Source organism: Curtobacterium sp. WHRI 8282 (genome assembly GCF_040223925.2).
Classification (GTDB): domain Bacteria; phylum Actinomycetota; class Actinomycetes; order Actinomycetales; family Microbacteriaceae; genus Curtobacterium; species Curtobacterium flaccumfaciens.
The window spans coordinates 1-13,683 of sequence record NZ_JBEHCD020000003.1; the positions used below are offsets into that span (position 1 = coordinate 1).

Sequence of the window (13,683 nt, forward strand, 5' to 3'; positions counted from 1 at the left end):
CGCACCGTGGGGCGGTTGCGTTCGGCGCGTCGCGCCGCGGCTAGAGTGGTCCGCATGCCCCGGGACGAACACGGACACCTGACCGCCGGCCGCATCTCCCCGCACCGCGCCGTCCCGAAGGACATCGAGCGTCCGGAGTACGTCGGGAAGGTCGAGCCCCACGAGCACGGTCTCGGTGACACCTACACACCGGACGAGGTCGAGCGCATCCGCGTGGCCGGACGCATCGCGTCGCAGGCCATCGACGCCGTCGGCGAGGCCATCCGCCCCGGTGTGACCACCGACGAGCTGGACCGGATCGGGCACGAGTTCGTCGTCGCGCACGGCGCCTACCCCTCCACGCTCGGGTACCGCGGCTACCCGAAGTCGCTCTGCTCGAGCCTCAACGAGGTCATCTGCCACGGCATCCCCGACGACACCGTCCTGCAGGAGGGCGACCTCGTCAACATCGACATCACCGCCTACAAGGACGGCATGCACGGTGACACGAACCGCACGTTCGTCGTCGGACAGGCAGCGCCCGAGGTGTCGGACCTGGTGACACGGACCGAAGAGGCACTGCGTCGCGGCATCAGGGCCGTCGCCCCGGGCCGACAGGTCAACGTGATCGGTCGTGCCATCGAGGCGTACGCGAAGCGCTTCGGCTACGGCGTCGTCCGCGACTACACCGGACACGGCGTCGGTCGGGCGTTCCACTCCGGCCTGATCATCCCCCACTACGACGCACCGCAGTACGACACGGTGATCGAACCCGGCATGGTGTTCACCATCGAACCCATGCTCACGCTCGGCGGCATCGAGGCCGACATCTGGTCCGACGACTGGACGGTCTCGACCCGTGACAAGTCGTGGACCGCGCAGTTCGAGCACACCCTCGTCGTCACCGAACGCGGCGCGGAGCTCCTCACCGTCTCCTGACCGGACACCTCCGGCAGGCAACCGAAAGGCACGACAACCTCATGACCTCCCTCGCAGTCGGCGTCGACATCGGTGGTACGGGCATCAAGGGCGCGATCGTCGACGTCGCGTCCGGCGCCCTCACCACGGACCGCATCAAGAAGGCCACGCCCGAGGGCGGGAAGCCCCAGGACATCACGGCGGTGGTCAAGGAGATCATCGGCGAGCTCGCCCCCGGTGACGACGTCCCCGTCGGCGTCTGCTTCCCGGCGATCGTGCGGGACGGCAAGACGATGTCCGCCGCGAACGTGTCGAAGAAGTGGATCGGCTTCGAGGCCGAGGCGCTGTTCGAGAAGGAACTCGGCCGCTCCATCCACTTCGTCAACGACGCCGACGCCGCCGGGTTCGCCGAGCAGCAGTTCGGCGCGGCCAAGGGCAAGGACGGGCTGGTCATTGTGACGACGCTCGGCACCGGCATCGGCACCGCGCTCATCAACGACGGCGTGCTCATCGTCAACTCGGAGCTCGGGCACCTGGAGATCGAGGGGCACGACGCCGAGTCGCGCGCCTCGTTCGCCGCCAAGGAGCGCGACGACCTGTCGTGGAAGCACTGGGCGAAGCGCCTGCAGAAGTACTACTCGACGCTCGAGGCCCTGCTCTCCCCCGAGCTCTTCGTCGTCGGCGGCGGGGTCTCGAAGCAGTACGAGGAGTTCCTCCCGCTGCTCGACCTGCAGGCCGACATCATCCCCGCGACGCTCCGCAACAACGCCGGCATCATCGGCGCCGCGACCCTGGCGGCGCGCAGCGTCTAGTCCTCGTTGCGGGCGTGCCTGGTCGCGGGCGTACCTGGTCGAATCGGGCGTACCTGGTCGGAACTTTCGACCAGGTACGCCCGTTCTCATCAGGTACGCGTGTGGGTGCGGCTCCCCTCGCATCGGGCACCGCGGAGCCGGGTAGACTCGCTCCAGCGAATGGGTCGGTGAGACGGTCGCGTCGCTCCCCCGGGAGTGCCGAGGAACGTCCGGGCTCCACAGAGCAGGGCGGTGGGTAACACCCACCCGGAGCAATCCGCGAGACAGTGCCACAGAAAGCAGACCGCCGGCGGCAACGTCGGTAAGGGTGAAACGGTGGTGTAAGAGACCACCAGGGGTCCGGGTGACCGGATCCGCTCGGTAAACCTCGCCCGGAGCAAGGTCAGACAGAGGACGTTGAGGCTGCTCGCCGAGTCCTCGGGTAGACCGCTGGAGGCCGACGGCAACGTCGGTCCGAGAGAGATGGCCGTCACCGCCGTGCAAGCGGCGGGACAGAACCCGGCGTACGGCCGGCCCATTCGCCCTCTTCCCCGTGCCGCGTTGGCCCGTGTTGGCCCGGCGCGCGGCGCGCGGCGCGCGGCGCGCGGCGCGCGGAGCGCGCGGTCACGACTCCCCGCTCGGGTCCGCCGAGTGGTCACCAACCGTCGGCCGGCACGGCCGCAGCCGACAGTTCGTGACCCCTCGGCGGCACGCACCCGACGCGTTGCGTTGCGACCAGCGCACGACGGACAGGAGGCGCGGTGCTGCGCCGCCACGGGCCTCCCGTCAGACGGCGCGCGCGCCGCGCGCGGTCACGACTCCCCGCTCAGGTCCGCCGAGCGGACACCAACTGTCGGTTGGCAGGAGCGCAGCCGACAGTTCGTGACCTCTCGGCGGCACGCACCCGACGCGTTGCGACCAGCCCACGACGGGCCGGAGGCGCAGTGCGGCGCCGCCACGGGCCTCCCGTCAGGCGGCACGGGCGGCGCGCGCGGTCACGACTCCCCGCTCAGGTCCGCCGAGTGGTCACCAACTGTCGGTTGGCAGGAGCGCAGCCGACGGTTCGTGACCTCTCGGCGGCACGCCCCCGACGCGTTGCGACCAGCTCACGACGGACAGGAGGCGCGGTGCCAGCCGGCACCGCGCCTCCGCCACGGACGTCGCTCGCGACTACAGCCCGGACTCGGCCGTCCGCACCAGGATCGCGTCGCTGTCGGGGCACAGCACCACGTCGTCGGGCGCAGCCCGGCGGATGGTCTGCAGGTCGGAGTTGTTGAGCGCCACGCCCGAGGCCGTCGACACGCCACCCTGCAGCAGCGAGGCGCCGAAGCCGTAACGCGCACGCTGCCGGTCGTACAGGGCGAGCAGCTCGGCCGGCACCTTGGCAGCGACGTCGGCGCGGGCCTGCTCGGCGGACTCGCGGTCGGCCGTGAGCCGGGCGATCTCCGCGTCGCGCTCGGCGACCAGACCACCGCGGGCGGCCTCGACGTCGGCGAGCTTCGCCTCGATGTCGCCGACCCGGGCGCGGAGCCCGTCGAGGTTCTCCATGATCTCGAGCTCGGCGGTCTCGAGGCCGCCGATGCGCCGCTGCAGCGAGTCGAGCTCGCTCTGCAGTCCGGCGGCGTCCTTCGCGTTCGCGACGTTCTGCAGCATCGTGGTGTCGCGTTCGACACGGGCCTGCGCAACTGCGGTGTCGGACTCCAGGCGGGCGAGGTCGCGCTCGGCGTCCTCGACTTCGCCGGTGGCGGCGACGAGTTCGCTGCGGAGCGCCGCGGCCTGCTTGCTCAGCTCGGTCAGCTGGTCGCCCTTCTGCAACGACGTGATGCGGTGCGCGATGCGGGTGACGTCGTTGTCGAGACGCTGGACGTCGAGGAGGATGACCTGGTCCTCGGGTGCTGCCTTCATGGTCAGGCTCCTTCTGTGGGGGTGGTGGGTTCGGCGGCCGGCAGGACGGCGAAGTCCCACGGGTCGGTGCGGAGGACGCTCACGGTGACGCGGACCCCGGCCCGGGTGCGCAGCTGCTCGGCGGCGACGTCGAGCCAGAGCCACTCGGTGGCCCAGTGCGAGGTGTCGATGAGCGCCGGCCCGCCGCCGAGCAGCGCCTGTTCGCGGAACTCCGAGGCCGGGTGGTGCCGCAGGTCGCTCGTGATGTAGACGTCGGCATCGAGCACGGCGGGGTGCCCGAGCAGCGAGTCGCCCGCACCCGCGCAGAGCGCCACGGAGCGGACGGGCTGGTCGAAGGCACCGGAGACGCGGACCCCGGTGGCCGTGGGCGGCAGCAGGTCGACGAGCTTCCGGGCGAGGGCGCCGAGGGTCGTCCCCTCGGGCAGCACCCCGACTCGACCGATGCCCGTGTCCGGGTCGGCTCCGGCGTCGAGCGGTCGCTGCTCGGTGAGACCGAGTCGGTCGGCGAGGACGGCCGAGGTGCCCGTAGTCACGACGTCGGCGTTGGTGTGCGCCGCGAGCAGGGCGCTGCCGCCACGCACCAGGGTCGCGAGGACGCTGCCCTTGTAGGTCGACTCGGCGATCGTCGTCACCCCGCGGAGCAGCAGCGGGTGGTGCGTGAGCAGGAGCCCGGCACCGAGTTCGACGGCTTCACGGGCGGTGGCCGGGACAGCGTCGACGGCGAGGTGCACGTGCTCGACGGTGGCGGCGGGATCCCCCGCGACGAGCCCGACGGAGTCCCACGACTCGGCACCGGCGGAGGGCCACAGGTCCTCGATCACGGCCTGGAGTTCGCGGAGCGTCGGCATCCCGTCAGTGTACCGAGGCGATCGCCCCGGACGGGGCAGCCGGTCCGTGTGGGGTGATCCGGGCCTCCAGGCAGTGCAGCCGACAGCAGTGCAGCCGACAGCAGTGCAGCCGGAGGCAGTGCAGCCGACGGCGTCGTGGCCGCAAGCCGTCAGCGACGACCGAGCAGACCGAGCAGGCGGTCGACGAGTCGCGACCACCAGCCGGCCGGGGCCGGCGCTGCCGCCGTGGCGGTGTCGGCGTCCGCTGCCTGCGCGACGGGGGCCGGGACCACGGGTGCGGCGACGGCGTCCGGCAGGACGACCGGCGTGCTGGCGGTGACGCCCTGGTGCGCGGTGAGCGCGGCGGCGAAGGCCGCGCGGTCGATGACCGTCGGCCCGGTGGCGGGCAGGACGAGCGGGGTGGGTCGCGTGGCCGCGGACACCGGGGACACGGCCGGGAGGCCCAGCACCGGCCGGACGGGTTCGTCGCGTTCCGGGGTGACGAGTTCCACCACCGGTGCGGCTTCCGGTGCGGGTGCCTGCTCCGCTGCGGGGACGCTCCGTGCTGCGCGGGTCGGCACGGGGGCCGCCCGGGTGACGAGCGCCACGGGAGCGGTCGCTGCGCGGCGGGCTGCGGCGCGGTCGCGGCGGTCCGCCTCGGCGGCGGCATCGGTCAGCAGGTCGGCGAAGACGGTGTGGGCGAAGGCGCGGGCGGCCGTCACCTCGGGGTCCTCCGAGCCGGCGACGGTGGCCTCCCACGCGGCGAGGCGAGCGAGGTCCTCGTCACGGCGGCGGACCTCGTCCTCGAGCAGGACGATGCGCTCGATGCTGCTGCGGCCGGTGGACGACGAGACCTTGACCGCGAGGTCCTCGATGCGCAGGGCCAGACGCTCCGGCGGCTCCGGGAACGACGGGGCGCAGACCGCGGCGTGGCGGGCGCGGTCGCGGCGGAACGCGGGGGCGGCGGGTGCCGACGGGGTGGTCTCATCGGCCGGGGTCGTCTCGTCAGCCGGGGCCGGGGTGGCGACGTGCGCCGGGGCGGTCGTCGGGTCGACGGTCGCTTCGTCGGCGGTCGAGGTGCTGATCGCGGCGTGTCCGGGGCGCTGCACGGGGCCGGTGACGGGCGGGACGACGAGGTCCGGCACGTACGGGGCGCGGGTCGCCGGTGCGTCGCGGAGCCACTCCTCGAGCTCGCGGCCGAACGGGTCCACGAGCGGGGTGCGTGCGCCGGACTGGGTCTCCATGCTCGAAGGATAAATATCGCGCGGGCCGAAATGCGGGACATCCGCGGAGTGTCGCTGCACCGCCTGCCATATCGGAGCGGAGTTGAGCGGCGTGTCGCGCCCAGTGGTCACCGGGGTGGGCGGAGGCCGTCCTCGAACGCTCGCAGCAGTTCCCGTCCAGCCGACCAGGCACCGACACCACTGGCGACGTTCACGTGCCCGAGGGGACCGACACGGACGACGTCCGCGCCCATGACGTCGGCGAACACGACGCCCCGGTCGGCGCTGCAGTACGGGTCGTCGTCGCTCACGACGAGGCGCGTCGGGACCTGCTGGGCCGCGGGTACCGGGCGCGGTGCCACGAAGCCCGAGGCCTCGGCCGGGAACGCGGCACCGAGCGGGTCGGGCGGGGCGACGAGGAAGGCACCGGCGACGAGCGCGGGAGCGTCCCCCGTGGTGGCGAGCCAGTCGGCGACGGCCAGGACGCCGAGGCTGTGGGCGATGAGGACCGGGGGTTCCGTGCGCGAGGCCACGGCCGCGGAGATCGCGGCGCGCCAGTCGTCGGGGTCCGGGTCGCTCCACGAGGTGGGGGCGATGCGGACGGCGGCGCGCTGGGAGTGGTGGTCGTGCTGGTCGTGCTCGTCCTGCTGCTCCCGCTCCCAGACGGACTGCCAGTGGTCCGGGTCCGAGTTCCAGATGCCGGGGACGATCACCCACGGTCGCGGTCTGCTCACCCGGGCAGCGTAGCGAACCGGCGAGGCCCGATCCGCAGTGTGACGTGCGTCAGGGCTGCAGGACAGCGCCCCGGGGCTGCTGCAGCGTGTCGCGCGGGTACTGCCCGAAGCGCGACGCGTACGCCGCCGAGAACCGGCCGAGGTGCGCGAAGCCCCAGCGCAACGCCACGCTCGCCACCGTCAGGTCGCCCGCCGACGCACGCCGGAGTTCCTCGTGCACGCGGTCCAGGCGGATCCCCCGCAGCAGCGCGTTCGGCGCGGTGCCGACCTGCCGCTGGAACGCCTGCTGCAGCCCCCGGACGCTCAGGCCGACGTGCTGGGCGACGTCGGTGGTGGTCACGGGCGTGTGGGCGAAGGCGTGCATGAACTCCACGGCCTCGCGGACGCGACCCGTGGCTCCCTGTGGCAGCGCGACATCCGGGGCGATGGACTCGTGCGGGAACGTGTCGAGGAACGCCAGCGCGGTCTCACGAACGGTCTCGGCGAGGGCCAGCGCGGTGAGCGGTGCCGGGCCGAGCACGATCGCAGCGGCTCGTTGCACCCGGGCGTTCCAGGCGCGGAGGTCCTCCGGCCGGGGCGCGGCGGTGTGGTCGAACACCAGGGGGCCGGGCCGGGTGCCGTGCACCTCGGCGGCGACGCCCTCCAGGTACGTGCGGTCGAACTGCACGAGGCTCTGGCGGACGTCCTGCAGGTCGAACACGAAGGGGCGCCGTGTCGGGAACACCCGTGGCGTCCCCGGTGCGAAGTCGACCTCCTGGCGACCGACGTCGACTCGGCCACCGCCGTCCGAGGTCCACATCACGACGTACTCGTCCGGGACCTCGACCTCGCCCTGCATCCGCCCGTCGAACCGGGTGGAGCGGAACGTCATCGATCCGTCGCCCACGACCTGGAACCGGTACGCGAACGGACGATCGGTCCGGGACGCCGAGAACCCCGTGCTCTCGTAGGCCTCTTCGTACAGTTGCACGGCCGCGTCGAGTCCGGCGCCGGACGTCTCGAACCGGATCCGGGGATCAGGCTCGACAGTCATCGCGCGAATCGTGACACGGTGTCCGGGAAACGCGACAATCGGCGATCCGTCATTGCGGTTTACGGCCCACGGAGTGCGCTGCGCGGACGACCGGTGCGGCTCCGTCGATGCGTGACCGCCGTGCTCCCGCTCAGTGCCGGGAGCGCAGCACCGTCCAGCGGTTCCGATCGGCCACGCGTTCGTACCGCAGGTCGTCGACGACCATCCGGACGAGGGCGAGCCCGCGACCACCCTCGGCGAAGTCGTCGGGCAGCACGGCAGCGTCGGGATCCACCGTCGCTGCGACCCCGTCGTCGGACAGCAGCGCCTGGAAGCGCTCGTCGCCGATCTCGAGCCGGAGCTCGCACGAGACGCCGTCCGGCCGGGCGCCGTGCTCGATGACGTTCGAGGTGAGTTCGACCAGGGCGAGCTCGAGGGCCATCCGGTCCTCGGCGGCGACGGACGGCTCGTGCTGCCACACGCCCGCGAGGAAATCGTGCACGGCGGAAACGTCGTCCGGAGGGCACGCCAGTGCGAGCATGTGCTCGGCGACGGGGGCGGTCATCACCAGTCGGTCACCGCGGCGTCCCCGTCGGGGTACGTCCGCAGGATCTTGTCGATGTTCGAGAGCTTGAGCACCATCTGGACCTGTTCCGACGGCGCCGCGATGCGGAGGTCGCCGCCGGCCTGCCGCGCGGTCTTGAGGCTACCGACCAGGGCACCGAGGCCGGAGGAGTCCATGAACTCGACCCCGGAGAGCTCGACCACGAGCCGCGAACGCCCGTTGCCGACGATCTGGGCGACGGTCTCGCGGAACGTGGGCGCGGAGACCATGTTGAGCCGGCCGCTGCACTCCAGGACGGCGGTGTCGGTCTCCGCCTCGTGTACGACGATGTCCATCTCGGTGGGTCTCCTCAGATCGGTGCGCCTTGCAACCAGCAACCTACCGGCTCAGACCGTCAGTTGTGGGACCGGTTTCGCCGCGTCGCCGTCACCTGGACGACCACGGCCGCGGCCATCAGCGCTGCCATCACCCCACCCATGGCCAGTGCGGTGCCGCCGAGCGCGCCGGCGAGCGGGGTGCCGAGACCGCCGATGCCGAAGGTCAGCCCGCCCTGCAGGGCGGCCGCGGTGCCCGGGTGCGCCGCGCCGACGTGCTGGGTTCGGGTCATCGCCGCCGGCAGGACGAACCCCCACGCGGCCGTCACGACCGCGAGGGCGCACCACACCGGCACGGGTCCGAGTCCGAGGAGCGCCGACACGAGCACGGCCGTGGCCCCGACCGTCCCGACGACCAGGCCCAGGGTCAGCAGGGCGTCTTCGGTGAACCGTCCGACGAGCCGACCGAACAGCAGCGTCGTGACGATCATCATCGACGCGTTCGTGGCGAAGACGAGCGTGTACAGCCCCTCGGAGAACCCGAACTCCGACTGGAACACGAACGAGCTCGTCGCGATGTACGCGAAGAACCCCACCGTCGACAGCACCCCGCTCAGCACGTAGGCCCGGAACCGCGGGATCGCCAGGAGCTCGCGGATGCGACGTCCGTTGGCCGCGAACCCGACGCCACCGCGACGCTCCGGCGGCAGGGTCTCGCGGAACCGCAGCACCACGGCCACGAAGAACACGGCACCGAGCACGGCCAGCACGACGAACATGAGCCGCCACGTGCCGACCGTGAGCACCGCTCCCCCGGCCAGCGGGGCCACCACGGGGCCGATCGCGTTGATGGCCGCGAGTGTGCCGAAGACCTTCGCCATCCGGGTGCCGCTCGTCACGTCGGACACCATCGCCCGACCGGCCACGGCGCCCGCGGCACCGGCGAGTCCCTGGGCGACGCGGGCCACCACCAGCGTCACGACGTCGGGCGCGAGCGCGCAGCCGACCGACGCCAGGGCGAACAGGGCGGTCCCGACGACGAGCATCGGCCGACGACCGATCCCGTCACTCACCGGTCCGACGAGCAGCTGGCCGACCGCGAAGGCCACGAGGAACGCCGTGAGCGACAGCTGCACCGCGCCCGGCGTGGTGTCGAGGTCACGCGCGATGGCCGGGAGTGCGGGGATGTACATGTCCGTCGCGAACGGCGAGACCCCGACGATGAGCGCCAGCGGCACGATCGGGGGCAGCACGGTCGTCGTCGGTCCCAGGCTGCGCTCCGTCGTCACCTCGGACACGCTACGCGTCCCCGAATCGATTCGACAGGCACTTCGTGAGCAGCAACGGTCGGGTCGAGGTGCCGGACGCGACCGTTGCTGCTCATGGAACCCGGGCCTTGCGACGTGCGCGCGGACGGACGGGAGGCCCGGTGCGGCCCCGCCACGGGCCTCCCGTCCGGTGCCGCGCGCGGTCACGACACCCCGCTCACGTCCGCCGAGCGGTCGCGTTCCGTTGCCCGGCGACGGCGCAGCCGACGCTTCGTGACCGCCCGACGGGTGCCACCCGACGAGTCCTGACCACTCGGGCCGACCGACGGCGCGAAGCGCGCGCGGTCACGACACCCCGCTCACGTCCGCCGAGTGGTCGCGTTCCGTGGCCCGGCGACGGCGCAGCCGACGCTTCGTGACCACTCGTCCGGGGCAACCCGACGTGTCCTGACCACTCGGGCCGACCGACGGCGCGAGGCGCAGCCGACGCTTCGTGACCACTGGGCGGTGCGGCCCGGGACGTGCGCGCAGACGGACGGGAGGCCCGGTGCCAGCTGGCACCGGGCCTCCTGTCCGTCGGTCGGGGGCGTCAGCCCGTGTTCTGCAGGCCGGCCGCGATCCCGTTGACGGTGAGCAGCAGGAGCCGGTGGTCGGCGTCCGTCGGGTCCGTGCTGCCGGACGTGCGGATGGCGCGCAGCGCACGGAGCTGCAGGTGCGACAGCGCGTCGACGTACGGGCTGCGGAGGCGCACGGCGCGGGCCAGGACGGGCCGGTCCTCGAGCACGTCGCTGCCGCCGGAGACGCGGAGCACCCAGTCGCGGGTGCGGACCATCTCGTCGAGCACCTTCGCGGCGAGGTCGTCGCGGTCGGCGAGCTCGAGGTACCGGCGGGCGATGTGCTCGTCGGTCTTCGCGAGCGACATCTCGACGTTCTTGATCATCGCGGCGAAGAGCGGCCACTCGGCGTACGCGGCGCGGAGCACGTCGACGTCGCCGACGGCCTCGAGCGCGGAGCCGAGCCCGTACCAGCCGGCGAGGTTGATGCGCGCCTGCGTCCACGAGAACACCCACGGGATGGCGCGGAGGTCCTCCAGCGACTCCACCGACAGGCCACGACGGGCCGGGCGGGAGCCGAGGGGCAGCAGGCCGATCTCTTCCATCGGGGTGACCCGGGCGAACCAGGGCGCGAAGCCGTCGGCCTTGACCAGGTCGTAGAAGGCGACGCGCGAGACGTCGTCGAGCTGCTGGGCGAGGTCGGCGAACCGGGCGGCCGCGGCGGCGGTGCGCGCCTCGTTCGACGGCGACGACGCGAACAGCGTCGCCGAGGCCATCTGCTCGAGGTGGCGGGCGGCGATGTCCTGGTCGCCGTACTGGGCGAAGATGACCTCACCTTGCTCGGTGAGCTTCAGGCGACCGTCGATCGACCCCGGCGGCTGCGCGAGGACGGCCTCGTTGGCGGGACCGCCACCGCGGCCGAGCGAACCGCCCCGGCCGTGGAACAGGGTCAGCTCGATGTCGTTGTCGCCGGCCCAGTCGGCGATGCGGGCCTGGGCGTCGTACAGCGCCAGGTTCGCGGACACCGGGCCGACGTCCTTCGACGAGTCCGAGTAGCCGAGCATGACCTCGAGCCGACGGCCGGTTGCGGCGAGGCGTCGCTGGAACGCCTCGGTGCGGACGGCCTCGTCGAGGATGTCGACGCTGGCGTGCAGGTCGGCGAAGGTCTCGAACAGCGGGATGACGTCGAGCACCGGCGCGGCCTCGGCGGACCCGAGCGCGGCGACCGCGAGTTCGTGCACGTTCGCCAGGTCCGCCGGGGACTGTGTGAAGGACACGATGTACCGGTTCGCCGCCCGGACGCCGTAGCGGGACTGCAGCCCGGCGATCGTGCGGAACACGGCGAGGACCTCTTCGGTGGTCTCGCTCAGTTCGCCACCGCCGCGGATCTCGGCCAGGGCGGTGCGGTGCACCTGCGAGTGCTGGCGGACCTCGAGCTCGGCCAGGTGGAACCCGAAGGTCTCGACCTGCCAGATCAGGTTCTGCAGCTCGCCGTTCGCCGGGCGGATCGCACCGGCGGCGACGAGCGACGCCTGGATGGTGCGGAGGTCGGCCAGCAGCGCCTCGGGGCCGTCGTAGGCCAGCGGCGTGGTGCCGGTCCGGGTGGCGTCGATGCGCGCGGCGACGAACAGGAGCGCACGACGGTGGGTCTCGTTCGGTGCGCGGACGCCGATCCGCTCGGCGATGCCCGGGTCGAGGGACTCCTGCGCGGCGACGAGGGCGGTGAGGCCGGCGTCGGCGGGTGTGTCGCTCGCGTCGAGGGTCAGGGCGCTGCCGATGCGGGTGGTCGCGCGGGCGAGGCCGAGCAGGATGTGCTCTGCCGCGATCTCGGCGGCCTGGCGGGTGACGTCGGCCGTCACGTGCGGGTTGCCGTCGCGGTCGCCGCCGATCCAGGTGCCGAACCGCACGAACGCGGGCGCGATCACGGGAGCGCGGCCGGCGTCGTCGCCCTGCAGCCGGTCGTCGAGCAGGCGGTAGACCTGCGGGACGATCTCGAACAGGGTCTGGTCGAACACGCTCATCGCGGTGCGGACCTCGTCGAGCGGGGTCGGCCGGGTGGTGCGGAGCGGGGAGGTGCGCAGGAGGGTCGTGATCTCCTCGAGCAGGCGGCGCTCGTTCTCGGCGCGGGCCGTCGCGTTGCGGGCGCGGTCGCGCTCGTCGATGAGGTCCGTGATGCGGCGGACACCCGTGGTGACCGCGCGGCGGCGGGCCTCGGTCGGGTGGGCCGTCAGCACCGGGTGGAACCGCAGGGTGCGGAGGCGCTCGGCGGCCTCGGCCTCGCCGACCTCGGCGACGAGCTCGGCGTAGGTGGCGGGGAACGAGTCGCCGGCGACGCCGCCGTCGTCGCCGCGCTGGCGGAGGACCCGCACGCGGTGGTGCTCCTCGGCCAGGTTGGTGAGGTGGAAGTAGGTGGTGAACGCCTGTGCCACGGCCTCGGCGCGTTCGGCCGACATGCCGGAGACGATCGCCTGGGCACGCGCTGCACCCTCGGCGTGGTCGCCCTCGTAGGCGTCGATCACGGCGGCGCGCAACGACTCCACGTCGTGGAGCAGTTCGTCGCCCCCGTTCTCCCGCAGCACCCGGCCGAGGAGGTTGCCGAGGTACCGCACGTCGGCGCGCAGGTCACTGTCGACCGCACCGCTGACGTCGTCCCGCGCGCGCTCGTGGCGTGCAGATCCGTCGATCGCCGTCATGGAGTCCTTTCCGGGTCGTCCGGGAGGCTGGTCCCGGGTCCCAGCAGCGTATCGGCACCCGGGGACGCATGACGTCGACCGTCCGGACGGACGCGGGGCCGGGCGGGAGTGCGCAGCCGCTGCGCGGGCAGGCGGGTTCGGGCGGGCTGGGCCTGGGTACTGCCGCCGCGGGTCAGGCGGGCACGGAGGCGCTACCCGGCTCCTGACGGAACGGCGCACGGCGGGCATCGAGGCCGGCGAGCAGCCCACGGTTCAGCTCGTAGGCGAGCTCGACCTCGGCGATCACCCGCTCCTGCTCGTCGGCCGTCCAGGGCGCGGCGTCGAGCTGGGCCCGGTAGGTGTGCTCGAAGTCGCTCGGGTCGGCGACCTGGTCGAAGATGTAGAAGAGGACACCGTTCGTGTCGAACCCGAACCGCTCGGCCAGCACCTGTCCGATCACGTGCCCGCCGGACACGTCGCCGAGGTACCGCGTGTAGTGGTGTGCCACGAAGCCGCCGGGCCACTCGGCCGCGACCTCGTTGAGGCGTCGCACGTACGCGGTCGTCGCGGGCAGCGGGCACACCAGCTCGGACCAGTCCGGGCCGATCAGGTACTCGAGGTCGGCACGGATCGCCGGCATCCGCGTGAGCTGCGCGGTGACGAACGGCGCCGCCACGGGGTGGTCGGCCATGCGTTCCGCCGCCCGCTCGAGCGCGTCGTACACGAAGGCGTACTGTCCGAGCAGGTCCGCGTAGTCGGCGACGTCGCAGTCGCCGCCGAGCAGGTCCTGCATGAAGCCGCTCGTGGCCGAGGCACCGTGCGAGCGCCGCGTGCGACGCCGCAGCAGCTCGGAGAACGGGATGACGGTCGAGTCCATGAGGTAAGGCTAACCTTAGTGATGCGCGCTTCAAGCAGGGATCA

12 protein-coding genes and 1 other RNA gene are annotated in these 13,683 nt (G+C 72.7%); 3 read left to right on the forward strand and 10 right to left on the reverse strand.

Going from position 1 to position 13,683, the window contains the following annotated elements; all coding sequences use genetic code 11:
- The first annotated feature begins 54 nt into the window (after positions 1–54).
- From map to rnpB, 3 genes are all read left to right on the forward strand, one after another.
- On the forward strand, positions 55–918 hold the full coding sequence (map, locus tag ABRP24_RS10865; RefSeq protein ID WP_027465447.1) for a type I methionyl aminopeptidase: 864 nt from the start codon (positions 55–57) through the stop codon (positions 916–918).
- A gap of 41 nt (positions 919–959) precedes the next feature.
- A complete protein-coding gene (ppgK, locus tag ABRP24_RS10870) occupies positions 960–1,709 on the forward strand; it encodes a polyphosphate--glucose phosphotransferase (RefSeq protein ID WP_027465446.1) in 750 nt (249 codons plus the stop codon).
- 160 nt (positions 1,710–1,869) lie between these two features.
- Positions 1,870–2,230, forward strand: an RNA gene (rnpB, locus tag ABRP24_RS10875) — RNase P RNA component class A.
- 628 nt (positions 2,231–2,858) lie between these two features.
- Here the strand turns inward: rnpB and ABRP24_RS10880 are convergent.
- From ABRP24_RS10880 to ABRP24_RS10925, 10 genes are all read right to left on the reverse strand, one after another.
- Entirely contained in the window at positions 2,859–3,593 is a 735-nt protein-coding gene (locus ABRP24_RS10880) for a zinc ribbon domain-containing protein (protein ID WP_027465445.1), read from the reverse strand.
- A gap of 2 nt (positions 3,594–3,595) precedes the next feature.
- Positions 3,596–4,441 (reverse strand): Nif3-like dinuclear metal center hexameric protein, encoded by an 846-nt coding sequence (locus tag ABRP24_RS10885; RefSeq protein WP_349848154.1) that lies wholly within the window; start codon positions 4,439–4,441, stop codon positions 3,596–3,598.
- Positions 4,442–4,590: 149 nt separating this feature from the next.
- Entirely contained in the window at positions 4,591–5,664 is a 1,074-nt protein-coding gene (locus ABRP24_RS10890; protein ID WP_349848156.1) for a hypothetical protein, read from the reverse strand.
- A 107-nt stretch (positions 5,665–5,771) separates the two neighbouring features.
- On the reverse strand, positions 5,772–6,377 hold the full coding sequence (locus ABRP24_RS10895; protein WP_349848158.1) for an alpha/beta hydrolase: 606 nt from the start codon (positions 6,375–6,377) through the stop codon (positions 5,772–5,774).
- Between the two features lie 49 nt (positions 6,378–6,426).
- Positions 6,427–7,410 carry an AraC family transcriptional regulator gene (locus ABRP24_RS10900; protein WP_349848160.1) on the reverse strand — a complete coding sequence of 328 codons (984 nt, stop codon included), beginning with the start codon at positions 7,408–7,410 and terminating at the stop codon, positions 6,427–6,429.
- Between the two features lie 130 nt (positions 7,411–7,540).
- A complete protein-coding gene (locus ABRP24_RS10905) occupies positions 7,541–7,954 on the reverse strand; it encodes an ATP-binding protein (RefSeq protein ID WP_035808261.1) in 414 nt (137 codons plus the stop codon).
- Positions 7,954–8,289, reverse strand: coding sequence for an STAS domain-containing protein (locus tag ABRP24_RS10910; RefSeq protein ID WP_017886068.1), 336 nt, complete (start codon positions 8,287–8,289; stop codon positions 7,954–7,956). The genes ABRP24_RS10905 and ABRP24_RS10910 overlap by 1 nt, the downstream gene beginning before the upstream one ends.
- A gap of 59 nt (positions 8,290–8,348) precedes the next feature.
- Positions 8,349–9,557: a multidrug effflux MFS transporter gene (locus ABRP24_RS10915; RefSeq protein ID WP_266061319.1), complete on the reverse strand. Its 1,209-nt coding sequence runs from the start codon at positions 9,555–9,557 to the stop codon at positions 8,349–8,351.
- A gap of 568 nt (positions 9,558–10,125) precedes the next feature.
- Complete coding sequence (locus tag ABRP24_RS10920) at positions 10,126–12,783, reverse strand: phosphoenolpyruvate carboxylase (RefSeq protein ID WP_349848163.1); 2,658 nt, start codon at positions 12,781–12,783, stop codon at positions 10,126–10,128.
- A gap of 172 nt (positions 12,784–12,955) precedes the next feature.
- Positions 12,956–13,639 (reverse strand): heme oxygenase (biliverdin-producing), encoded by a 684-nt coding sequence (locus ABRP24_RS10925; RefSeq protein WP_138803218.1) that lies wholly within the window; start codon positions 13,637–13,639, stop codon positions 12,956–12,958.
- Positions 13,640–13,683 lie beyond the last annotated feature (44 nt).

Excerpts from the sequence above, each read along its gene's own strand:
- map (WP_027465447.1), top strand. The coding sequence starts at position 55 with ATGCCCCGGGACGAACACGGACACCTGACCGCCGGCCGCATCTCCCCG.
- ppgK (WP_027465446.1), top strand. The coding sequence starts at position 960 with ATGACCTCCCTCGCAGTCGGCGTCGACATCGGTGGTACGGGCATCAAG.
- ABRP24_RS10880 (WP_027465445.1), bottom strand. The coding sequence starts at position 3,593 with ATGAAGGCAGCACCCGAGGACCAGGTCATCCTCCTCGACGTCCAGCGT.
- ABRP24_RS10885 (WP_349848154.1), bottom strand. The coding sequence starts at position 4,441 with ATGCCGACGCTCCGCGAACTCCAGGCCGTGATCGAGGACCTGTGGCCC.
- ABRP24_RS10890 (WP_349848156.1), bottom strand. The coding sequence starts at position 5,664 with ATGGAGACCCAGTCCGGCGCACGCACCCCGCTCGTGGACCCGTTCGGC.
- ABRP24_RS10900 (WP_349848160.1), bottom strand. The coding sequence starts at position 7,410 with ATGACTGTCGAGCCTGATCCCCGGATCCGGTTCGAGACGTCCGGCGCC.
- ABRP24_RS10905 (WP_035808261.1), bottom strand. The coding sequence starts at position 7,954 with ATGACCGCCCCCGTCGCCGAGCACATGCTCGCACTGGCGTGCCCTCCG.
- ABRP24_RS10910 (WP_017886068.1), bottom strand. The coding sequence starts at position 8,289 with ATGGACATCGTCGTACACGAGGCGGAGACCGACACCGCCGTCCTGGAG.
- ABRP24_RS10920 (WP_349848163.1), bottom strand. The coding sequence starts at position 12,783 with ATGACGGCGATCGACGGATCTGCACGCCACGAGCGCGCGCGGGACGAC.
- ABRP24_RS10925 (WP_138803218.1), bottom strand. The coding sequence starts at position 13,639 with ATGGACTCGACCGTCATCCCGTTCTCCGAGCTGCTGCGGCGTCGCACG.